Source organism: Kosakonia quasisacchari (genome assembly GCF_004331415.1).
GTDB lineage: Bacteria > Pseudomonadota > Gammaproteobacteria > Enterobacterales > Enterobacteriaceae > Kosakonia > Kosakonia quasisacchari.
Genome location: NZ_SJOP01000003.1, coordinates 46,145 through 67,288, shown reverse-complemented (window position 1 = coordinate 67,288; position 21,144 = coordinate 46,145). Strand labels below are relative to the sequence as shown.

21 protein-coding genes are annotated in these 21,144 nt (G+C 53.6%); 4 read left to right on the top strand and 17 right to left on the bottom strand.

Going from position 1 to position 21,144, the window contains the following annotated elements; all coding sequences use genetic code 11:
- Positions 1–184: 184 nt before the first annotated feature.
- Positions 185–712, bottom strand: coding sequence for a single-stranded DNA-binding protein SSB1 (gene ssb1, locus E0L21_RS04145; protein ID WP_131407037.1), 528 nt, complete (start codon positions 710–712; stop codon positions 185–187).
- A gap of 261 nt (positions 713–973) precedes the next feature.
- Here ssb1 and uvrA point away from each other — a divergent pair, with 261 nt between their 5' ends.
- Positions 974–3,799 (top strand): excinuclease ABC subunit UvrA, encoded by a 2,826-nt coding sequence (gene uvrA, locus E0L21_RS04135; RefSeq protein WP_131407035.1) that lies wholly within the window; start codon positions 974–976, stop codon positions 3,797–3,799.
- Here uvrA and E0L21_RS04130 read toward each other — a convergent pair whose 3' ends face one another.
- A complete protein-coding gene (locus tag E0L21_RS04130; protein WP_131407033.1) occupies positions 3,800–4,153 on the bottom strand; it encodes an MmcQ/YjbR family DNA-binding protein in 354 nt (117 codons plus the stop codon).
- Between the two features lie 281 nt (positions 4,154–4,434).
- Here E0L21_RS04130 and E0L21_RS04125 point away from each other — a divergent pair, with 281 nt between their 5' ends.
- Complete coding sequence (locus tag E0L21_RS04125) at positions 4,435–5,145, top strand: response regulator (protein ID WP_131407031.1); 711 nt, start codon at positions 4,435–4,437, stop codon at positions 5,143–5,145.
- A gap of 50 nt (positions 5,146–5,195) precedes the next feature.
- Here the strand turns inward: E0L21_RS04125 and E0L21_RS04120 are convergent, their stop codons facing one another.
- The 8 genes from E0L21_RS04120 to dnaB form a co-directional block, all read right to left on the bottom strand.
- The gene (locus E0L21_RS04120) at positions 5,196–6,086 is read right to left on the bottom strand and encodes a GNAT family protein (protein WP_131407029.1); all 891 of its coding nucleotides are present in this window, start codon (positions 6,084–6,086) and stop codon (positions 5,196–5,198) included.
- 80 nt (positions 6,087–6,166) lie between these two features.
- Positions 6,167–6,583 carry a secondary thiamine-phosphate synthase enzyme YjbQ gene (locus E0L21_RS04115; protein WP_131407027.1) on the bottom strand — a complete coding sequence of 139 codons (417 nt, stop codon included), beginning with the start codon at positions 6,581–6,583 and terminating at the stop codon, positions 6,167–6,169.
- A gap of 70 nt (positions 6,584–6,653) precedes the next feature.
- Positions 6,654–7,361 carry an acid phosphatase AphA gene (gene aphA, locus E0L21_RS04110; protein ID WP_131407025.1) on the bottom strand — a complete coding sequence of 236 codons (708 nt, stop codon included), beginning with the start codon at positions 7,359–7,361 and terminating at the stop codon, positions 6,654–6,656.
- Between the two features lie 187 nt (positions 7,362–7,548).
- A complete protein-coding gene (gene tyrB, locus E0L21_RS04105) occupies positions 7,549–8,742 on the bottom strand; it encodes an aromatic amino acid transaminase (protein ID WP_131407023.1) in 1,194 nt (397 codons plus the stop codon).
- Positions 8,743–8,842: 100 nt separating this feature from the next.
- Positions 8,843–9,847: an AAA family ATPase gene (locus tag E0L21_RS04100; protein ID WP_131407429.1), complete on the bottom strand. Its 1,005-nt coding sequence runs from the start codon at positions 9,845–9,847 to the stop codon at positions 8,843–8,845.
- Positions 9,844–10,401: a nicotinamide riboside transporter PnuC gene (gene pnuC, locus E0L21_RS04095; protein WP_170312049.1), complete on the bottom strand. Its 558-nt coding sequence runs from the start codon at positions 10,399–10,401 to the stop codon at positions 9,844–9,846. Before pnuC ends, E0L21_RS04100 begins: the two co-directional genes overlap by 4 nt.
- A gap of 12 nt (positions 10,402–10,413) precedes the next feature.
- Positions 10,414–11,493, bottom strand: coding sequence for an alanine racemase (gene alr / locus E0L21_RS04090; RefSeq protein ID WP_131407021.1), 1,080 nt, complete (start codon positions 11,491–11,493; stop codon positions 10,414–10,416).
- Positions 11,494–11,636: 143 nt separating this feature from the next.
- Positions 11,637–13,043 (bottom strand): replicative DNA helicase, encoded by a 1,407-nt coding sequence (gene dnaB, locus E0L21_RS04085; RefSeq protein WP_131407019.1) that lies wholly within the window; start codon positions 13,041–13,043, stop codon positions 11,637–11,639.
- Positions 13,044–13,102: 59 nt separating this feature from the next.
- Between dnaB and E0L21_RS04080 the strand changes: the two genes are divergently transcribed.
- A complete protein-coding gene (locus E0L21_RS04080) occupies positions 13,103–14,086 on the top strand; it encodes a quinone oxidoreductase (RefSeq protein ID WP_131407017.1) in 984 nt (327 codons plus the stop codon).
- A 188-nt stretch (positions 14,087–14,274) separates the two neighbouring features.
- Here the strand turns inward: E0L21_RS04080 and pspG are convergent, their stop codons facing one another.
- From pspG to traF, 3 genes are all read right to left on the bottom strand, one after another.
- On the bottom strand, positions 14,275–14,517 hold the full coding sequence (gene pspG / locus E0L21_RS04075; protein WP_131407015.1) for an envelope stress response protein PspG: 243 nt from the start codon (positions 14,515–14,517) through the stop codon (positions 14,275–14,277).
- A 134-nt stretch (positions 14,518–14,651) separates the two neighbouring features.
- Entirely contained in the window at positions 14,652–15,650 is a 999-nt protein-coding gene (dusA, locus tag E0L21_RS04070; protein WP_131407013.1) for a tRNA dihydrouridine(20/20a) synthase DusA, read from the bottom strand.
- 82 nt (positions 15,651–15,732) lie between these two features.
- Positions 15,733–17,049 (bottom strand): conjugal transfer protein TraF, encoded by a 1,317-nt coding sequence (gene traF, locus E0L21_RS04065; protein WP_131407011.1) that lies wholly within the window; start codon positions 17,047–17,049, stop codon positions 15,733–15,735.
- A gap of 283 nt (positions 17,050–17,332) precedes the next feature.
- On the opposite strand from traF, the gene zur reads away from it, so the two are divergent.
- On the top strand, positions 17,333–17,848 hold the full coding sequence (gene zur / locus E0L21_RS04060) for a zinc uptake transcriptional repressor Zur (RefSeq protein ID WP_131407425.1): 516 nt from the start codon (positions 17,333–17,335) through the stop codon (positions 17,846–17,848).
- Positions 17,849–18,129: 281 nt separating this feature from the next.
- Here zur and E0L21_RS04055 read toward each other — a convergent pair whose 3' ends face one another.
- The 4 genes from E0L21_RS04055 to E0L21_RS04040 form a co-directional block, all read right to left on the bottom strand.
- A complete protein-coding gene (locus tag E0L21_RS04055; protein ID WP_007372427.1) occupies positions 18,130–18,339 on the bottom strand; it encodes a CsbD family protein in 210 nt (69 codons plus the stop codon).
- A 178-nt stretch (positions 18,340–18,517) separates the two neighbouring features.
- Positions 18,518–19,852 (bottom strand): MATE family efflux transporter DinF, encoded by a 1,335-nt coding sequence (gene dinF, locus E0L21_RS04050; protein ID WP_131407009.1) that lies wholly within the window; start codon positions 19,850–19,852, stop codon positions 18,518–18,520.
- An 81-nt stretch (positions 19,853–19,933) separates the two neighbouring features.
- Positions 19,934–20,551, bottom strand: a complete 618-nt coding sequence (gene lexA, locus E0L21_RS04045) for a transcriptional repressor LexA (protein WP_017459437.1) — start codon at positions 20,549–20,551, stop codon at positions 19,934–19,936.
- A 108-nt stretch (positions 20,552–20,659) separates the two neighbouring features.
- Complete coding sequence (locus E0L21_RS04040; protein ID WP_131407007.1) at positions 20,660–21,028, bottom strand: diacylglycerol kinase; 369 nt, start codon at positions 21,026–21,028, stop codon at positions 20,660–20,662.
- Between the last annotated feature and the right edge of the window lie 116 nt (positions 21,029–21,144).

The following is a 21,144-nucleotide window of genomic DNA, read 5'->3' as shown; positions in this document are numbered from 1 at the left end:
CACTGACATTCGTTTCGTTTGGACTGGTGTTCGACACCACGCAAAGCTGATGCGCAGCGTATTGGATGCTTGCCACAGGCGGTGCGGAGGCCACCATTTCGGCGATATTGCTGCGCCAGCACAGCGAGTACAGCACATAAAAAAACCCCGACAAGCGGGGTTTTAGTTTGCGGAGTCACGCAAATCAGAACGGAATGTCGTCGTCAAAATCCATCGGCGGTTCGTTAGACGGTGCCGGTGCAGACTGTTGCTGCGGGCGAGACTGCGCGCCGCCACTGAACTGATTGCCACCCTGCTGCGGCTGCTGAGGCTGACCCCAACCGCCCTGCTGCTGACCGCCGCCTGCCGGTGCGCCGCCACCCTGACGTCCACCCAACATCTGCATAGTGCCGCCAACGTTAACCACCACTTCAGTGGTGTATTTTTCCTGACCGGACTGGTCAGTCCATTTGCGCGTACGCAGTTGACCTTCGATATAAACCTGAGAGCCTTTACGCAGGTACTCACCGGCCACTTCCGCCAGTTTGCCAAACAGCACAACGCGGTGCCATTCGGTCTGCTCTTTGGTTTCGCCGGTCTGCTTGTCACGCCAGGATTCGGAAGTAGCCAGCGTAATGTTGGCAACTGCGCCACCACTCGGCATATAGCGTACTTCCGGGTCCTGGCCCAGATTACCGACGAGAATCACCTTGTTTACGCCTCTGCTGGCCATATTGTGTCTCCTGAAAACGTTGCTTGATTCTTAGTAGTGTAAACGCGCGATTGTAGCATTACAAAGCCACACTTAGATAGCTGCGAGGAGGATTCCAGATAATCGCCGCGCGCCAAGTTTGACATACCCGAAGCGAAGATGCATGCGAATACTGTATATTCATTCAGGTTAAATTGTGTCATAATTAGCCGTTTCTGACCGCTGGTTGTCCTTCAAACACACCAGGCAAAAAAGTGTTCCTCCGGGTAAAAGGTGAATGGATTGGATAAGATAGAAGTACGGGGCGCCCGCACCCATAATCTCAAAAACATCAACCTCGTCATCCCTCGCGACAAACTGATTGTCGTCACCGGGCTGTCGGGTTCTGGTAAGTCCTCACTGGCTTTCGACACACTCTATGCCGAAGGGCAGCGTCGTTACGTTGAATCACTCTCCGCGTATGCGCGTCAGTTCCTGTCGCTGATGGAAAAACCGGACGTTGACCACATTGAAGGTTTGTCGCCCGCCATTTCTATTGAACAAAAATCGACATCCCACAACCCGCGTTCCACCGTCGGCACGATTACGGAAATTCACGATTATCTGCGTCTGCTGTTCGCCCGCGTCGGCGAACCGCGCTGCCCGGATCACGACGTTCCGCTGGCGGCGCAAACCGTGAGCCAGATGGTGGATAACGTGTTGTCGCAGCCGGAAGGCAAGCGCCTGATGCTGCTGGCGCCGGTTATCAAAGAGCGTAAAGGCGAGCACACCAAAACGCTGGAAAACCTCGCAAGCCAGGGTTATATCCGTGCGCGTATCGACGGCGAAGTGTGCGATCTCTCCGATCCGCCAAGCCTCGAGCTGCAAAAGAAACACACCATTGAAGTGGTGATTGACCGTTTTAAAGTACGCGAAGACCTCGCCCAGCGCCTGGCGGAATCATTTGAAACCGCACTGGAGCTTTCCGGCGGCACGGCAGTAGTTGCCGATATGGACGAGCCGACCGCCGAAGAATTGCTGTTCTCCGCCAACTTTGCCTGTCCGATTTGCGGCTACAGCATGCGCGAGCTGGAACCGCGTCTGTTCTCGTTCAATAACCCGGCGGGCGCATGCCCGACTTGTGACGGTCTGGGCGTGCAGCAATATTTCGATCCGGATCGCGTGATCCAGAACCCGGAGCTGTCGCTGGCCGGCGGCGCGATCCGCGGCTGGGATCGCCGCAACTTCTACTATTTCCAGATGCTGAAATCGCTGGCGGAACACTACAAATTCGACGTGGAAGCGCCGTGGGAAAGCCTGAACGCTAACGTGCAGAAAGTGGTGCTGTTTGGTTCCGGTAAAGAGTCGATTGAGTTCAAATACATGAACGATCGTGGCGATACTTCCGTACGTCGCCATCCGTTCGAAGGCGTGCTGCATAACATGGAGCGCCGTTACAAAGAGACGGAATCCAGCGCGGTACGTGAAGAGCTGGCGAAGTTTATCAGCAATCGCCCGTGCGCTTCTTGTGAAGGGACGCGTCTGCGTCGCGAAGCGCGCCACGTCTTTGTCGAAAACACGCCATTGCCGACCATTTCCGATATGAGCATCGGCCATGCGATGGACTTCTTCAACAATCTGAAACTTTCCGGCCAGCGGGCAAAAATCGCCGAAAAAGTGCTGAAAGAGATTGGCGATCGCCTGAAGTTCCTGGTAAACGTCGGCCTGAACTACCTGACGCTTTCACGCTCGGCGGAAACGCTCTCCGGCGGCGAAGCACAGCGCATTCGTCTGGCAAGCCAGATTGGCGCGGGTCTGGTAGGCGTCATGTACGTGCTGGATGAGCCGTCAATCGGCCTGCATCAGCGCGATAACGAACGTCTGCTCGGCACGCTTATCCATCTGCGTAACCTCGGTAACACGGTGATTGTCGTCGAACACGACGAAGACGCTATTCGCGCCGCCGACCATGTCATCGACATCGGCCCTGGTGCGGGTGTACACGGCGGTCAGGTGGTGGCGGAAGGGACGCTGGATGCCATCATGGCGGTGCCGGAATCCCTAACCGGGCAGTACATGAGCGGTAAACGTAAAATTGAGCTGCCGAAACAACGCGTGAAAGCCGATCCGGAAAAAGTGCTGAAATTGACTGGCGCGCGCGGTAACAACCTGAAAGACGTGACGCTGACACTACCGGTGGGCCTGTTCACCTGTATCACCGGCGTTTCCGGTTCCGGTAAATCGACCTTGATCAACGATACGCTGTTCCCTATCGCCCAGCGTCAGTTGAACGGTGCAACCATCGCTGAACCTGCGCCATATCGCGATGTGCAGGGGCTGGAGCATTTCGACAAAGTGATCGATATCGATCAGAGCCCAATTGGGCGCACGCCGCGTTCCAACCCGGCAACCTATACCGGCGTCTTTACGCCAGTACGTGAGTTGTTTGCCGGTGTGCCGGAGTCCCGCTCGCGCGGTTACACGCCGGGGCGCTTCAGCTTTAACGTGCGCGGCGGTCGCTGCGAAGCCTGTCAGGGTGACGGCGTGATCAAGGTTGAGATGCACTTTCTACCGGATATTTACGTGCCGTGTGACCAGTGCAAAGGCAAGCGCTACAACCGCGAAACGCTGGAAATCAAATACAAAGGCAAGACCATCCATGAAGTGCTGGATATGACTATCGAAGAAGCACGCGAGTTCTTCGATGCCGTTCCGGCGCTAGCGCGTAAGCTGCAAACGCTGATGGATGTTGGCCTGACCTATATCCGTCTTGGTCAGTCTGCCACCACCCTTTCCGGCGGTGAAGCCCAGCGCGTGAAGCTGGCGCGCGAACTGTCGAAACGCGGCACCGGGCAGACACTCTACATCCTCGACGAACCGACCACCGGCCTGCACTTTGCTGATATCCAGCAGTTGCTGGACGTGCTGCATCAGTTGCGGGATCAGGGCAACACTATTGTGGTGATTGAGCACAACCTGGACGTGATTAAAACGGCGGACTGGATTGTCGACCTCGGCCCGGAAGGCGGCAGCGGCGGGGGCGAGATCCTGGTCTCTGGCACGCCGGAAACGGTCGCCGAATGCGAAGCCTCTCACACGGCGCGCTTCCTCAAACCGATGCTGAAATAATCACACGGAGAGCTGGTGCCGGACCTGTTCCGGCACCAGCTCAATCGCCTGCTGATACGACGCATCCACCAGGTAGTAAATCTGCGAATCCGGTAACGAACCATCAAGGTAAACGGTGCTCCAGTGCGCTTTATTCAAATGGCGGCTGGGGCGCACATCTTTATGCTGCTGGCGCAGCAAATCCGCGAGTTCGGGACTCGCTTTCAGCGATGCTGCCGGTCGCCCTTCCACCTCTTTCACCATCGCGAACAGCACATCCGCAACTTTGATTTGCGTTGCTTTCCAGTCGCTGTGCACGCTCTGTTCAGCGCCAGGCTTCGCCATGCAATATTGCAGTAACTCGGAAATTGTCACTTTTTCTTCTCCTTGTCATGTCGTGGTGGAATGTCACGGTCGGCACAAATACGTCATTTAAGCGTAGTGTATCGACAAAAAAATCGTGGGCCGTTACAAAACCTGAAGATCAACACAACCTAAACAGAATAAAGAACGCCGGAACCTTTTGTGTTTTAGAGTGACAAATAGTTACAAATAGAAAGCAGCAGTTATTTTTCCCATTTTTTTCAATGAGATAAAAGACGCGCATTGATGTGCAGTTGATTGCGGATAAAAGAGAAAACTCCCGGAGATGCCTGATGAGCATATTACATGGCGAGAAGAAAACCGTGCTTGTCGCTGAAGATGATAGTGATGTTGCCGGTGTTATTATTGCTTACCTTGAACACGACAAGTTCACGGTGATTCATGCCCCTGATGGCGAAAAAGCGCTCAGGATGGCGGAACAATATCAACCTGATTTTATTATTCTGGATATCAAAATGCCGAAAAAGGATGGCTGGCAAGTCCTGATGGAACTACGCCAGACCACCGATATCCCCATTATGATGCTGACCGCGATGGACACCGACGCGGATAAAGTCCTGGCGTTAAAAACGGGTGCTGATGATTTTCTAATGAAACCGTTCAACCCGGAGGAATTAGTTGCCAGGGTGCATGTTATTTTAAAAAGAATCCCGCAATATCACGCCCGTGAAAATCTGAAACTTTATAAAACCAGAAATATTGAAATTAATAAAATAACGCATCAGGTTTACGTTGGTCCGAAGAAAATGGATTTATCTACCGATTTAACCTCAACAGAGTTTAAGATATTGATGCATTTAATTCGCTACCCGCAGCGCATCTTTACACGCGAAGAGATTATGAATTCTTGCATGCCAGAGGGTAATGCCTGCGATCGCACCGTGGATAGCCATGTCAGCAAATTAAGAAAGAAGATCCAGCAGGCGGGCATTGTTAATGTACCTGAGTGTGTACGCGGCTTTGGCTATCGGCTGGGAGATTAATGTTGAAAAACAAGCTCCCGGCGGGGGATCACCACCGCCAGGAGCATTCATTAAAACAGCGTCCGGCCCAATGAAAGGATTTCACACCACTGTTTTTTGTAGTGCCAGTAATCTTTATAGACACCCAGAGAAAATTTAAATGTTTTCTCTTTTGCGGTGCAGAGATCTTTGGCTTTGCAGACATTTATCCACAATAAAATACTACCCAAATTAAACTCAGGGTAGTCTTGCGAATATCCACCATTGATATCATCAAAATAAAAATAGCCATCACACTCGGCCATAAAAATAATATCAAACGCGCAGGGGCGACCATGAATAAACAACACAGCGCCGAAGAGTAAATGTCGCAATGCGGCAAATGTTCTGATTAAGTCATCACGCGCAAAACAGTAAATTTTACCCTGCCAGCGCTGCTTGAACACGTCGATATAAATGTCGGCCAGTTCACTCTCTGAAAAATCATCAACCCACCGAATTTCACCGCCACAAGCAAGAAATTTTTTCATTTCGCCGTTGCGTTTTTTCTGCGACGCTTTCGAGAGGCTCTCTTTGACATAGCAGATCTTGTTCTTTAAGTAGCGGCTGAATAAAACATTCATAAAATCAGCATGATGATGCGGAGACAACCGCTTGGTAACAGCCGGTAAATAGCTCACTTTTTTCGTTTGCAGCGGCAGCATGATGTCATCGAAAACAAAGGGATAACGCCGGTCCTGTAGCGATAATGAACCCTTCACCGCGTAACACGCGCCAACGTATACCTGCTTGCGACGAATAGCGTAAAAAGCCAGCTTCGCCCCCGTTTCAGCACTTAAAAATTGCAACACATCCGGATGTGTACAGACAGAACCGCCAAATTGTTGCCAGACCATTTTGTAGGTGGCGAAATCGCACGGTTCCCAACCGTACAGCCACGCGAAGACATTCCGTAAAACCATAACTACCCCGTGTTATTAGACGCACCCACACGTCTTTATGCAGGCTTATAACCGGGGTATATGGAGGTTTGATGGAGCGGCTACTCTCCCTGCAGCGTGGCGATGATTTTGCGCGAGCCACCGTGAATGCGGTGTTCGCCAAGCCATATTCCCTGCCATGTACCCAGCACCACGCGCCCGTTTTGCACGGGTAACAGCAGAGAAACGCCTAACAGGGAGGATTTAATGTGCGACGGCATATCATCCGGTCCTTCGTAATCGTGCTCATACGGCGCGTTGTCCGGCACGGCTTTTAGAAAATGCTGCTCCATATCGTGGCGCACGGTGGGATCGCAATTTTCGTTCAGGGTGAGCGAAGCTGAGGTATGTTGCAGCAACAAGTGCAGCAAGCCAACGTTAATGCGGGAGATATCGCGAAGTTGCCCAAGTACCTCGTCCGTCACCAGATGAAACCCGCGCGACTTCGCGCCAAGCGTAAGAGTTTGTTGATACCACATGCCTATCTCCTGTCAGCAAAATGAACTCTTGTCAGTGTGGCAGCATGTTGCCAAAACAGGAAAGCCGGGGCTAATACTCGGAATTCACAATCACTTCCTCACCCAGCGCACCCGCTTGCGGTAAAGGGCGATAAGTTGAATTTGAGGCACGTAGCACGCGGATTGGCCGGGCTTCGCTTTCACGCGCTGCGGTAATATCGCTATCTGAATCGCCATAGAAAATACGGATTTTATTTGCTTTCAGCCACTGGGTTTTGCTGTTCTGGCCGGGCTTATCACCGGCGAAAATCACCGGGTTCATATTGGCCGCAGGAATAAGAAAATCGTCCTGGAGCGTTTTACTCACCGTTTCTGTTTTTGTCGGGCTACGTCCAGTGATGAAAAAGATGTTGTCACCGCGCTTTACATGCATCGCAATTAGATGGCGGGCCACTTCTTTCGGAATGCTGAATTCGTCCCAGCCGTTGTTCATCTTTTCCCAAAACGCCGGGTTTTGTAGATAGGCTTCGCTGTCCGGCGACCAGGTTTTTTTACCGCGCCAGAAACCAGGGCTGGAAAATAGCACCGTGTCGTCAATATCAAACCCGACCGCCATTGGCGGGCGTTCGATAAGAGAATTTTCAATTTGCGCCACAGAAACCCAGTGAACAGGTGCCTGTTCGGCGAGTCTGGCAACATTGGTGCCTTCAGATACCGGCGTGGGTGCCGAAGCGTAAACCGTGCTGCTGAACGTTATCCACAGGCAGACCGCGCCGAGCGCGCGGATGAGCTTTCGCATATTTATCCCTAAATTATCAGTTCGTTATATTTTATAAATGGTGCGAATGGTCAAAATGTTACCAGACCATACCCTGTGAAGCCGATGAAAAAAAGGATTTTTTGCCGATTATTCAGAGAATAAGCGAGTGCGGGTGCATAAATTATCCCCTGCGGCACGCAGGGGATGAAGAAAAGTAAGTGGGCGCTTACATTACGGCGGCGAATGCTTGCGCCACGCGCTGCACGTTGCGACTGTTAAGACCAGCAACGCACATCCGACCGCTGGCGATGAGGTAAACGCCAAACTCTTCACGCAGACGATCGACCTGTGCTGCGCTCAGGCCGGTATAACTGAACATACCGCGCTGTTTAAGCAGGTAATCGAAATTCCCGCCTGGTACTGCCTCTTTCAGCACGGTGACCAGTTCCTGGCGCATCGCCAGAATGCGCGTACGCATGGCTTCCACTTCTGCCAGCCAGGAGGCTTTCAGGCCTGCGTCGCCAAGCACTGTCGCGACCAGTTGTGCGCCAAAATTTGGCGGGCTGGAGTAGTTACGGCGCACGGTGGCTTTGAGCTGCCCCAGCACGCGGCTGGCGGCGTCAGCGTCGTCACACACCACGGAAAGCCCGCCAACGCGCTCGCCATACAGCGAGAAAATTTTCGAAAATGAGTTGCTGACCAGCGCAGGCAGTCCGGCGCGGGCAACGGCGCGGATGGCGTAAGCATCGTCTTCCATTCCGGCGCCAAAGCCCTGGTAGGCGATGTCGAGGAACGGGATCAGATTGCGCGCTTTCAACACCTCAACCACCTGGTCCCATTGCGCGTGCGTCAGATCCGCACCCGTTGGGTTATGGCAGCAGGGATGCAGCAGCACAATGCTCTGTGCGGCCAGGGTGTTCAGTTTTTCCAGAAATGCATCAAAACGCACGCCATTCGTGGCGCTGTCGTACCAGGGGTAAGTACTCACTACAAACCCGGCACCTTCAAATATCGCAACATGGTTTTCCCAGGTTGGATCACTGACCCACACGCCGGAATCTGGAAAGTAACGTTTCAGAAAATCTGCGCCGACTTTCAGCGCACCGGAGCCGCCTAATGTCTGGATGGTAGCAACACGTTTTTGCGCCAGTACCGGATGTTCTGCACCGAACAGCAGCGGAGCGATCGCGTCGCGATAGCTGTTTAGCCCTTCCATCGGCAGATAGACCGATGCACCGTGAGGCTGCGCATTTAGGCGCGCTTCGGCTTCAGCAACCGCCTGCAGACGCGGGATAATGCCGTCTTCGTTGTAATACAGCCCGATGCTGAGATTGACCTTGTCGCTGCGAGGATCCTCTTTAAAGCGCTCCATTAACGACAGAATCGGGTCTCCGGCGTAGGCGTCAACTTTTTGAAACACGCGTGTACTCTCCAGGTTTACAGTAGGCAAGAACCACCACAATAAACCGGAAGCAAAGGAAGATCGAGAGCAGTAACAGCGGTGTTAAAAAATAAGCGCTTTAGCTGCGCAGCACGGCGAGAATTTGCGCCACGCGTTCGCTTACCGAACCGCGTACTCGCAGAAAGGGAATGCCGCGTTGCGTCAGCTGTTCGTTGTACCAGGCCTGCTGGCGCTGGCGGAAGGTTTCATCCTGGCGGGTGCCATCCTGCACAAATGGAAAATCGGCCTCGCACAGCACCGCAAGGTGATAGTGCCGCTGTGCCAGCGCATAGAGCGCATCCGGCGCGTTGCCAAACATCGCCAACGTATAGAACAGCGTCGTCAGCGGGGACGTGTCGCACACCAGCCACTGCCGGGCGTCGGCGGCCTCTTCGCGCTGCACCTGCGTTTGTGCAATCGGCAGCATATCGTCATAAACCAGTTCACCGCCCTTTTCATCCCAGCGCTCGCGGCCATATTCTGCGACATACGCCGTCTCCAGCGCCTGTGCCAGTGCGATGCTCAGCGTGCTTTTGCCAGTCGATTCACCGCCCAGCAGGCAAATACGCTGTACGAAATCCCGGTAAACAACAGGCGCTAACATCTGCCGCCAGCGGTGAACATCGCTGCGAATCAGCGTACCAGAAGGCGCTTGATCTCCTTGCTCACGCTGCAAACGCACATGTGTGACGGGGCTGGAGAAGCGCTCAGTGAGCACACGGGCAAAGCCGTCGCCGTAATCTTCGGCGGTAAACACCGCCTGTGGCTGGCAGTGCAGAATCTGCAAACAGATATCGGCCATATAGTGACGATGCAGATCGCCGTCGGCGTCGTTATGCGGAGGTGCGCGCAACCCGGCGTCAGCAAGGCGCTGTGGCGTTAGCACCAGAATGTCGCATTGTGGGAAACGCGTACGCAGCCAGCGCTCGCGTTTTTCAGGCTCGCAGCCGGGCAACTCCGGCCGGGAATAACTGACGATCCAGAGACGCTCACACTGATCCAGCGCGGCGTTGATCAAGCGTTCGTGGCCGCAGTGCAGCGGCGCAAATTTTCCGACAACCAGCCCGCTGGCAAAGCGCTTCATCGCGCGGCCATCGCTTTGCGCCACTGATACAGACCGTGCCAGGCATTACACCAGAAGACAAGATACAACCCTGCGGTGAGCCAGAGATCGCGCGCGGCATACAGCGGCACAGCAATGGTGTTGACCAGCAACCAGAAATACCAGCTCTCGAGCCTGCGCCCCATCAGCATAAATTGCGCGAGCACGCTGAAAACCATAATGGCGGAGTCCAGCCACGGCGACCACGCATTGGTAAACCTATGCAACAGCCAGGCGTAACACCCGGCGACAACCAGCGCGCCCGCTAACATCAGCAACAAATGGTTAAGCGGCGTTTTGCGCACCGCCAACTCGCTGCCGTGGTTGCCTTTCAGCCAGTTGATCCATCCGGCAACACTGCTGGCGATAAAGAACAGTTGCAAAGTGACATCAGCGTAGAGCTGTACGGAGTAGAACACCCAGCCATACAGCACACAGCCGATAATCCCCGTCCACCAGGTGTGCATGTTATTGCGCGCGGCAAGCCATACCGAGAGGGCATAAACCAGGCAGGCGGCGATTTCCATTGGCGACAAGGCGCAATCCTTTTAGTCGATGTATTTTAATGCCGCCCGCGAAGTCAGGCGCGTGATAAGTTCGTAAGCACTCACTTTTGTTGCTTCAGCAATGCGTTCAACGGGCAAACCTTCACCCCACAGCACCACTTCATCACCAGCTTTGTCTTGCGCATCCGGGCCGAGATCAACGCAAATCATATCCATCGCCACACGCCCGACAATCGGCACTTCACGACCGTTGATCAGCACTGGCGTACCCGAAGGCGCAGCGCGCGGATAGCCATCGCCGTAACCCATGGCCACTACGCCTAAACGTGTGTCACGCGTACTTTCCCAGGTGCCGCCATAGCCCACCGCATCGCCTGCATTATGTTCGCGCACGGCAATCAGTTGCGAAGTCAGGGTCATTACGGGCTGAAAGCCGAAATCCTTGCCCCAGGGCTTACTCTCGAGCGGCGAAACACCGTACAAAATGATGCCAGGGCGAACCCAGTCGAAGTGCGATTGCGGCCACAGCAACGTACCGCCGGAAGCGGCTATGGAACGCAGGCCGGGTTTGCCGTTGGTAAACGAGGTGAAAATATCAAGCTGGCGCTCTGTTGCGCCGCATTCCGGCTCGTCGGCGCGGGCAAAATGGCTGGCGACGTTGACCGGCTGGCGCACATTTTTGCACTGTGACAAACGCGCATAAAACGCCTCGGCTTCGTGCGGATGTACGCCAAGTCGGTGCATACCGGTATCGAGCTTCATCCACACAGTTACCGGCGCTGTCAGCGTCGCCGTTTCCAGCGCTTCCAGCTGTTCAACACTGTGAATAACGGTATGAAGCTGGTGTTCAGCGACCAACGGTAAGTCGCTGGCGGCGAAGAAACCTTCCAGCAGCAAAATCGGTTGCGTGATGCCGCCCGCGCGCAATTGCAGGGCTTCTTCAAGACGGGAGACGCCGAAAGCATCGGCATCGGGGAGCGTTCGCGCGGTCTCGAGAAGACCGTGTCCATAGGCGTTCGCTTTCACGACCGCAACCACGCGGCTGGCGGGAGCCAGTTCACGCAGGCGTTGCAGATTGTGTCGCAGAGCGCGGCGGTTAACTACTACGGTTGCCGCTTGCATTTACATTACCCTATCAAGCAATCGTCAACGTCATTCGCCTGCAGGGACACGACAAGCCCGTGAATTCCGGCGGTTTTGTAAACCAGGCAACCGGGATGAACGAGCGCAGTCAACGCCCCAGCAATGCGAAGGATGAAGAGGATTTATTCGTCGTCGTATTGTGGCCCGGCATAATTATCAAAGCGCGACCACTGCCCGTTAAATGTCAGACGCACGGTACCGATCGGCCCGTTACGCTGCTTACCAATAATGATTTCTGCAATGCCTTTTAAGTCACTGTTTTCGTGATAAACCTCGTCACGATAAATAAACATGATCAAGTCGGCGTCCTGCTCGATGGAGCCGGATTCACGCAAGTCGGAGTTTACCGGGCGTTTGTCGGCGCGCTGTTCCAGTGAGCGGTTAAGCTGCGACAGCGCCACCACCGGCACTTGTAACTCTTTCGCCAGCGCTTTTAGCGAGCGGGAGATTTCAGCGATTTCCAGCGTACGGTTATCCGACAACGACGGCACACGCATCAGTTGCAGGTAGTCGATCATGATAAGCCCAATGCCACCATGCTCGCGGGCGATACGCCGCGCACGGGAGCGGACTTCCGTCGGCGTCAGGCCGGAAGAGTCATCAATATAGATATTGCGTTTTTCCAGCAGGATGCCCATGGTGCCGGAGATGCGCGCCCAATCTTCGTCGTCCAGTTGGCCGGTACGAATACGCGTCTGATCGACACGCGAAAGGGAGGCCAGTGAACGCATCATGATCTGTTCGGAGGGCATCTCAAGACTGAAGATTAATACAGGTTTATCCTGCAACATTGCCGCGTTTTCGACGAGGTTCATCGCAAATGTCGTTTTCCCCATCGACGGACGCGCCGCAACAATGATCAAATCCGACGGCTGTAAACCTGCCGTCTTCTTATTGAGATCGTCATAGCCCGTGTTAACACCGGTTACACCGTCGTGTGGCTGCTGGAAAAGCTGCTCGATGCGCGAAACGGTCGCTTCAAGCACATCGGCGATGTTTTTCGGACCTTCGTCTTTATTCGCACGGCTTTCGGCAATTTTGAAAACGCGGGATTCGGCAAGGTCGAGCAGATCTTCACTGCTGCGCCCCTGCGGATCGAAACCAGCGTTGGCGATTTCGTTCGCCACCGAAATCATTTCACGCACTACCGCACGTTCGCGCACGATATCGGCATAAGCACTGATGTTCGCCGCACTTGGCGTATTTTTGGAAAGCTCCGCCAGGTAAGCGAAGCCGCCAACGATGTCCAGTTGCCCCTGTAGCTCCAGCGATTCCGCGAGCGTTATCAGATCGATGGGTTTGCCCATCTCCTGCAAACGGTGCATCTCGGTAAAAATATGGCGGTGCGGGCGTGTATAAAAATCATCCGCCACGACGCGTTCAGCGACATCATCCCAACGCTCGTTATCCAGCATTAAACCGCCCAACACCGACTGCTCCGCTTCAATAGAATGCGGAGGCACTTTCATCCCCTCGAGCTGTACGTCGCGGGGTTCAGTCTGTTTGTTGAAGGGTTTATTTCCTGCCATAGTGAATGGAGCTATCCGGGTTATGAATGGGTTGAGAGATTATCACATCAGGAGGAAGCATGGCGACGAGAATAGAATTTCAAAAGCATGGTGGGCCTGAGGTGCTTAAAGCGGTTGAGTTCACCCCCGCAGCGCCAGCGGAAAACGAAGTGCAGGTAGAAAATAAAGCCATTGGTATCAACTATATCGATACCTATATCCGTAGCGGGTTATATCCACCGCCAGCGTTACCCAGTGGGCTGGGCACCGAAGCGGCTGGCGTGGTAAGCAAAGTGGGCAGCGGTGTTACGCAGGTGAAAGTGGGCGATCGCGTGGTGTATGCGCAATCAGGTCTGGGCGCGTACAGCTCGGTGCATAACGTTTTAGCGGATAAAGTCGCAGTGCTGCCGAACGCTATCTCCTTTGAACAAGCCGCGGCGTCATTCCTGAAAGGGCTGACGGTGTTTTATCTGCTGCGCAAAACGTATGAGATTAAGCCCGATGAAATGTTCTTGTTCCACGCTGCCGCCGGTGGCGTCGGGCTGATTGCCTGCCAGTGGGCAAAAGCGCTCGGTGCGAAGCTGATTGGTACCGTGGGTTCCGCGCAAAAAGCGCAGCGCGCATTACAGGCCGGCGCTTGGCAGGTGATCAACTACAGCGAAGAGAATGTAGTGGAACGTGTCAAAGAGTTAACCGGCGGCAAAAAGGTCGCGGTGGTATACGACTCAGTGGGGAAAGACACCTGGGAAACCTCGCTTGATTGCCTGCGCCGTCGCGGGCTGATGGTGAGCTTTGGCAACTCTTCCGGCCCAGTGACAGGCGTTAATCTGGGCATTCTTAACCAGAAAGGCTCGCTCTACGCCACGCGCCCTTCCCTCAATGGCTATGTCACCAACCGGGAAGAGCTGCAGGAAGCCAGTAATGAGCTGTTTTCGCTGATTGCCAGCGGGGTTATCAAAGTGGATGTGGCAGAGAGCCAGAAGTTCGCGCTGAAAGATGCGCAACAGGCGCATGAAGCGCTGGAAAGCCGGGCGACGCAGGGCTCAAGCCTGTTGATCCCTTAAGCTAAATACCTGAAAGAATTAGGGCTTCCCGTGGGAAGCCCTTTCTTTTTTTGTTCGGCTGCATTGTAGGGTACAGCACGATGAATTCGTTAACGTCGCGATAGTGACAGATTTAATAAGTAAATCCTATTCGGTTCTAAGCAATGTTCCGGGAAAAGTCTTCGGTATGTGACGAACCACGCAATACTTTAGTAACGCCAACGGTTATTGCGTTGATAACGTGGGACCTTCGGTGCTTTCACGGCACGGATAACCCAGACAACGGCGACAGCCAGCAGCAGCCAGGGTAACAGCTTAATCATCAAAGCAAAAAGCCCACCGAGGAACATGACGGCGGTTGCCACCAGCAGCGCAGCGATAATGCCCAGTAGCGAAACGCCGGTCACCAGCAACATGATAAAAAAGCCCACGATAAACAGTAATTCCAGCATGATGGATCTCCCAAAGAGGTAACTCTCGTTGCTATTACAAGAACCATGCCAGGAAAAATTGACTTATTTATCAATAAAAAAGCTCCGTGACAGAGGGCGGAGCTTAGTGAATTTGACTACCTTTTGGTGAAATTTTAACGCTTTGACGCCACCAGGTTGAGCGCGTGTTCCACTACCGCGATATCCGCACCGGCTTTATGCGCATTTTCACTCAGATAACGACGCCACTGGCGCGCGCCGGGAATGCCCTGAAACAGCCCCAGCATATGGCGAGTAATATGCCCGAGATACGCGCCCTGACTCAGCTCGCGCTCGATGTAGGGATACATGGCGCGCACCACGGCAACCAGATCGGCATCTGCTACGTCTGCACCAAAGATCTCGCGGTCGACAGACGCCAAAATACCAGGGTTCTGATACGCTTCGCGACCGACCATCACGCCATCCATATGTTGCAGATGCGCTTTGGCTTCTTCCAGCGATTTGATACCGCCGTTAATCGCCATTGTCAGGTGCGGAAAATCACGTTTTAGCTGATAAACGCGAGGGTAATCCAGCGGCGGGATTTCCCGGTTCTCTTTCGGGCTTAACCCTGAAAGCCACGCTTTGCGCGCATGGATGATAAAGCTTTCGCACTCGCCTTTTCCGGCCACGGTGCCAATAAAGTCGCAGAGAAATTCGTAGCTGTCCTGATCGTCAATGCCAATACGCGTTTTGACAGTGACTGGAATCGACACCACATCACGCATCGCTTTGATGCAGTCTGTCACCAGTTGAGCTTCGCCCATCAGGCACGCGCCGAAACGACCATTCTGCACACGATCGGACGGGCACCCGACATTGAGGTTAATTTCATCATAACCACGCGCTTCAGCCAGCTTCGCACAATGGGCAAGCTGCGCTGGATCGCTACCGCCGAGCTGCAACGCTACCGGATGTTCCTCTTCGCTGTACGCCAGGTAATCGCCCTTACCATGAATGATGGCACCGGTGGTGACCATTTCGGTGTAGAGCAACGTCTGGCGCGACAGCAGGCGCAAGAAGTAGCGGCAATGTCTGTCCGTCCAGTCGAGCATCGGCGCAATGGAGAAACGATGGGCAGGAAAAGTAGCGGACTGATTGTGTGGCAGCATGGCGAATATTTAAGCATCGAATGAAAAAGGGGCGCTACTATAGCACAGGGAAAACCGGAGGCGCAGCGCCTCCGGCTAAACCTTAGAAGGTGACGCTCAACTGCGCGCCAGCACCCCATGTTTCATCTTCACCGACCAGCCCCATCAAATCGACATGGACGCGGTTAAACGGTGCAAAACCGACACCGCCAGTGAAGACGTTTTTATCATCGCCTTTCACATCCGCGCGGTAACCGGCACGCACCGCCAGCCAGCTAAGCGGGCGAACTTCCGCACCGACGCCCACATATTGGGAGTTTTTCTCGCTCTTAAAGCCTTTGGTTTCAGTTAAATCCCCGTCGGCGCTTAATGTCACCAGATCGTTGTGCCAGGCCGCACCAGCGGTCACCACCGGGCTAATCTGGTAGGTGTCTTTGTAATTGGTGATCTCACCGGTTCTACCATTGCGAATACGAATATCCTGAGTATCGATATCGCGGGAGATAAGGTTGGTGCCGGTTAAGCCAACAGTGATGTTCTCACCAAAGTCCGCCGCAGCACCAACATCGATGTTAAAGCCAGTGTCATCAGTACGATAACGGCTGTCTCTCAAGTCACTGCTTTTGTAGTCATAAATAGAGGCAGTGTAGTTGTAGACCCACGTTTTTTGCAGTTTCGGCGTAACACCAAGGGATAGAGGCACGCCAGCGACTTCAAACTGGCGCGCCATAGCGATACCAAAGTCGGAGACGATTGCCGCACGGCCCGCTGCGGTGGAGTTGAGGTTTTTGGTGATCTCTTCGCTACCGTTTGGCGAGAGCACTGCGCCCAGCGCTTCACCGGCAGCCACCGTGGTACTGTTCTGGATGCTGCGCAGGTAATCGATATCTTGCTGATCAATATTCGAGCTTACGCGGGCGTGCGCATACGCTTTGGTGACAAAAGCCAGCGAGAGCACATCGTTCGGAATACTGACCGCAAGGCCAGCGGCAGCTTTAGCCTGCGCGGTTTTGCCTTTCAGAAACACCAGTTCGTCAGCCAGGTCTTTTGCCGCACTCTGGAACTGATTTACTGTGCCAATCGGGTTGGCAATGATCTGCGCGGCGGTCAGGTTATCGACCACGTTCTTGTAACCATCAATTTTGTCATTGATGTTATCAATTTCATCGCGAAGGTTATCTTTGTCGGTAATTTGCGCCTGAACGCTCGGCAGGATAACCGTGACGTTATCTTCCGGCTTGGCTTTCGCCAGCAGCGCCGGGTTTATGAGTGCTCCACTACCATAATTTGCCGATGCAACACCCGTTCCTCCCATTGCATCGTTACGTGCTTCTGCCCAGGTATTGGCTGCTCCTGCTTGATTTGCCGCAAAGAAGGAGACAGCGATAGCGACCGCTGAAAATTTACATTTTTTATTCACAATATGTGTCTCGTAGCCAGATGAGTTTTTTAAACCTGTTTATTTTAAAACAAACAGGAATTCACTATTGCTGCGAACAACGACCAAAAAAGAAGCTAAATCAGGTGAACGTACAGGATATATACGAACGCTATAATTATTGAGGAAACTCTCAATATTTATAGAAGAGGATATTCATTTCGGGAAGGAAAGTGTGGAAAGGAGTTTACGGGCGGCGATCTCGGCGTTTCCGGCAGGACATGGTAAAGTGTGGGTTTCTATTCTCATCGACCAGAGAGCGCCAATGGATAAGACCACTTCGCAAGAGATGTTAGTGCAGGCTGAAAAGCTGTGTGCGCAGCGCAATGTGCGCCTGACTCCCCAGCGCCTTGAAGTGTTGCGATTACTAAGCCTGCAACAAAGCGCGATAAGTGCTTATGATCTGCTCGATCTGCTGCGCGAAAGCGAGCCGCAAGCAAAACCGCCGACGGTTTATCGCGCGCTTGATTTCCTGCTGGAGCAAGGCTTTGTCCACAAGGTTGAGTCCACTAACAGCTATGTGCTGTGCCACCTTTTTGACCAGCCGACGCACACTTCTGCGATGTTTATTTGCGATCGCTGTGGTTCAGTGAAAGAAGAACAGGCCGAAGGGGTAGAAGATATTATGCATGCGCTGGCGGCGAAAATGGGCTTTGCCCTGCGGCATAATGTGATTGAAGCACATGGCTTATGCGCGGCCTGCGTGGAAGTGGAAGCCTGCCGACATCACGATCACTGCCACCATGATCATAGCGTCCAGGTAAAGAAAAAACCGCGCTAACTTATCACCTCTTTTATTGGCTATTCATTACACACAACATTTCGCGAAAAATTTCGCATTCTAAAGGCGGCAAGCGAGCAAATGTCGGGGGAACCTGCGTCGGTCAACCGTTGATAAAACGCGATAGAGAGATGTGGCTAGAGCGTAAAGTGTGAAAGCTCGAGTGCCGAGTGGAGGCCGTTCGTGCTGATGAACGTGAAATTTGGAGGGGGGTGGTACATCCTTGTACCTTCGGGCAGGATAGCCTTCAGAGGGTTAACACATTTGAGGGGATGTGCTGGCTACCAACGGTAATCATTACGCGTTTCCCAGTCCGTTACTTCTTTTTCCGCCTGATCTTTCGCGTAACCGTAACGTTCCTGGATTTTACCCACCAACTGATCACGTTTACCTTCAATGATCGTCATATCGTCATCGGTGAGTTTGCCCCATTTCTCTTTCACAGTGCCTTTAAACTGCTTCCAGTTACCGCCGACTTCGTCTTTATTCATCATGGACTCCTTATCGTTCGGTTAAAAATAGACGTTCTCGCCGTGCTGAACGTATTGATTATTGTAGTCAGGGATTCGGCATTATGGATTTTATTCGGAATCTTTAACCATCTAATAAGATAAAAGCAGCGTAAACGAGACAAGAAAAGCAGAGCGTTAAAGCAGGGATAAAGTGCTATCAGGAAGGATCACTCGCAGCAAACCAACTGTTGTCACGCCAGTGGCGACGCCATACTAGCGTCAGCGTCAGCCCACGCAGAGCAAGAAACACAGCAAGCGACAACCACAAACCGTGATTACCCAAAACAGGCACGGTGAGTAGCGTAACGGCAAACCCCGCCGCCGCCACTGCCATACTGTTACGCATTTCGGCCGCGCGCGTCGCACCGACAAACATACCGTCCAGCAGATAACACCACACCCCCACTAGCGGTAAGATAACCTGCCAAATTAGATAATGCCCGGCAAGCTGTTGCAGGGCGGGTAGCGACGTTAACAACGCGATAATTTGCTGACCCGCCAGCGCATACACAACGGCAAAGAACAGCGCCACCAGACCGGCCTGCCGGCAAGCAGCCCGCCAGATATGCATCAATTGACGGCCGTCTCTGGCGCCGTAAGCCTGCCCGGAGTGGGCTTCAACCGCATACGCGAAACCATCCAGCGCATAAGCGGTAAAGGTTAAAAACATCATCAGTACCGCGTTTGCCGCCACCGTCTCATCACCGAGGCGGGCACCAAACACCGTTATCGAACCAAAGCAGAGTTGCAGCAGCAACGAACGCAACATGATATCGCGGTTCAGCGCCAGCAAACGCCGTACGCCGCCGCGCCATGCATTTTTCAACGTCAGCAATGGAATACCGCGCATCACCAGTACGTGTCGCACCATCCACAAGCCAATGACGAAAGTGACGTATTCCGCTATCACCGTGGCAAGCGCTGCACCTTGCACATTCATATGCAGCCCCATGACCAACCACAGATCGAGCACGATGTTGAGCAGGTTCCCCACCACCAGCAAGATCACCGGTGCGCGCGCATACTGCACGCCGAGCAACCAACCGAGCAATACCAGGTTGCCCAGCGAAGCGGGTGCGCTCAACCAGCGAATATCCAGGAACCGCTGCGCCTGTTCCAGCACCGCCTCGCTACCGCCGGTGATATGCAGCGCCAGGTCGATAATCGGCGTGCGCAACACAGCAATCAGTACACCAGCGCCCAGCGCCAGCAGCAAAGGCTGGACTAACGCACGCGCCAGCGCGGGCGCATTCTTCGCGCCGAACGCCTGAGCTGTTAGCCCGGTGGTGCTCATGCGCAAAAAGAGCAGCAACATAAAGAGGAAACTGGTTGCCGTTGCGCCAATCGCCACACCGCCCAGGTAAACCGGGCTGTCCAGATGCCCCACTACCGCCGTATCCACTAGCCCCAGCAACGGGACAGTGATATTCGAGAAGATCATCGGCAGTGCAAGCCGCCAGAGCGCTTTGTCGGATGCGGTTAGCAGTGGCATGGTATGAATGTGAATGCTATGGAGGGAAAAGAGGAGATCGCTGCGGAACCTGAATCAGCTCCGCAGCAGAGCGAATGTGCGTTACAACCACGCGCCATTACGAATGACACCGACCGCAAGCCCTTCGATGGTAAAGTTTTGATCGCGCAGATCGACGACGATCGGGGAAAACTCACTGTTTTCCGGCAGCAGTTCAACGGTGTTGCCCTGCTTTTTCAAACGTTTGACCGTGACTTCGTCTTCAATACGCGCAACAACGACCTGGCCGTTACGCACATCCTGCGTTTTGTGCACCGCCAGCAAATCGCCGTCCATAATGCCAATGTCACGCATCGACATGCCACTAACGCGCAGCAGGAAATCCGCATGGGGTTTAAAGAGGCTCGGATCGACCTGGTAATGGCCTTCGATATGCTGCTGCGCCAGCAGGGGCTCACCCGCCGCGACGCGACCAATCAGCGGTAAGCCGATATCGTCCTCTTCTTCTTCAAGCAGCAGGCGAAGACCACGCGATGCGCCAGATACGATTTCGATAACCCCTTTGCGCGCCAGCGCTTTGAGGTGTTCTTCCGCCGCATTTGGGGAACGGAACCCCAATTGCTGTGCGATTTCCGCACGCGTTGGTGGCATACCGGTTTGAGTGATGCGATCGCGAATAAGATCGAACACCTCTTGCTGCCTGGCCGTTAATGCTTTCATCCCGCCCCCTGGGTGTATATACAGTTATGCTGTGAGTATATACAGCTAAAGGCGATTTTGGAACCAAATTTAAGCAAAAAACCAGGGCGTTATCGAATTCTGGAAGCGTTATCGAAAATGTGACCAGAGTAATGCGATCCAGGTAAACATCGCCAACAGGATAGACATCAGCACCGCCGCTGAGCCCATATCCTTTGCTCGCCCGGAAAGTTCATGGAATTCAGAGCCAATACGATCGACCACGGCCTCGATGGCGCTGTTCAGAATTTCGACAATCATCACCAGCGTCACAGAACCAATCAGTAGTACGCGCGTCATTGTGTCAATATCGAGCCAGCAAGCGATTATAATTGCCAGGGTAACCGCAACGGCTTCCTGACGAAATGCCGCTTCATTGATCCAGGCGGCGCGAACGCCTTTCCAGGAATATCCAGCGGCTTTAATGATCCGGGTGAAACCGGTGGTATTATTAGCCATTTAAAAGAACCTTTTTATTAAATTGGCGTCAATGTCTCAGCAAGCGCGCAGCGGTACAACAGAAATTATGTGTGCTTTCTGATATTCTTGCGGCGCAATGGCACTATTAACCAGAG

Coding starts and splice junctions, on each gene's coding strand:
- ssb1 (WP_131407037.1), bottom strand. CDS start 712: ATGGCCAGCAGAGGCGTAAACAAGGTGATTCTCGTCGGTAATCTGGGC.
- E0L21_RS04125 (WP_131407031.1), top strand. CDS start 4,435: ATGAGCATATTACATGGCGAGAAGAAAACCGTGCTTGTCGCTGAAGAT.
- E0L21_RS04120 (WP_131407029.1), bottom strand. CDS start 6,086: ATGGTTTTACGGAATGTCTTCGCGTGGCTGTACGGTTGGGAACCGTGC.
- E0L21_RS04115 (WP_131407027.1), bottom strand. CDS start 6,583: ATGTGGTATCAACAAACTCTTACGCTTGGCGCGAAGTCGCGCGGGTTT.
- aphA (WP_131407025.1), bottom strand. CDS start 7,361: ATGCGAAAGCTCATCCGCGCGCTCGGCGCGGTCTGCCTGTGGATAACG.
- E0L21_RS04100 (WP_131407429.1), bottom strand. CDS start 9,847: ATGAAGCGCTTTGCCAGCGGGCTGGTTGTCGGAAAATTTGCGCCGCTG.
- alr (WP_131407021.1), bottom strand. CDS start 11,493: ATGCAAGCGGCAACCGTAGTAGTTAACCGCCGCGCTCTGCGACACAAT.
- dnaB (WP_131407019.1), bottom strand. CDS start 13,043: ATGGCAGGAAATAAACCCTTCAACAAACAGACTGAACCCCGCGACGTA.
- E0L21_RS04080 (WP_131407017.1), top strand. CDS start 13,103: ATGGCGACGAGAATAGAATTTCAAAAGCATGGTGGGCCTGAGGTGCTT.
- pspG (WP_131407015.1), bottom strand. CDS start 14,517: ATGCTGGAATTACTGTTTATCGTGGGCTTTTTTATCATGTTGCTGGTG.
- dusA (WP_131407013.1), bottom strand. CDS start 15,650: ATGCTGCCACACAATCAGTCCGCTACTTTTCCTGCCCATCGTTTCTCC.
- zur (WP_131407425.1), top strand. CDS start 17,333: ATGGATAAGACCACTTCGCAAGAGATGTTAGTGCAGGCTGAAAAGCTG.
- E0L21_RS04055 (WP_007372427.1), bottom strand. CDS start 18,339: ATGAATAAAGACGAAGTCGGCGGTAACTGGAAGCAGTTTAAAGGCACT.
- dinF (WP_131407009.1), bottom strand. CDS start 19,852: ATGCCACTGCTAACCGCATCCGACAAAGCGCTCTGGCGGCTTGCACTG.
- lexA (WP_017459437.1), bottom strand. CDS start 20,551: ATGAAAGCATTAACGGCCAGGCAGCAAGAGGTGTTCGATCTTATTCGC.
- E0L21_RS04040 (WP_131407007.1), bottom strand. CDS start 21,028: ATGGCTAATAATACCACCGGTTTCACCCGGATCATTAAAGCCGCTGGA.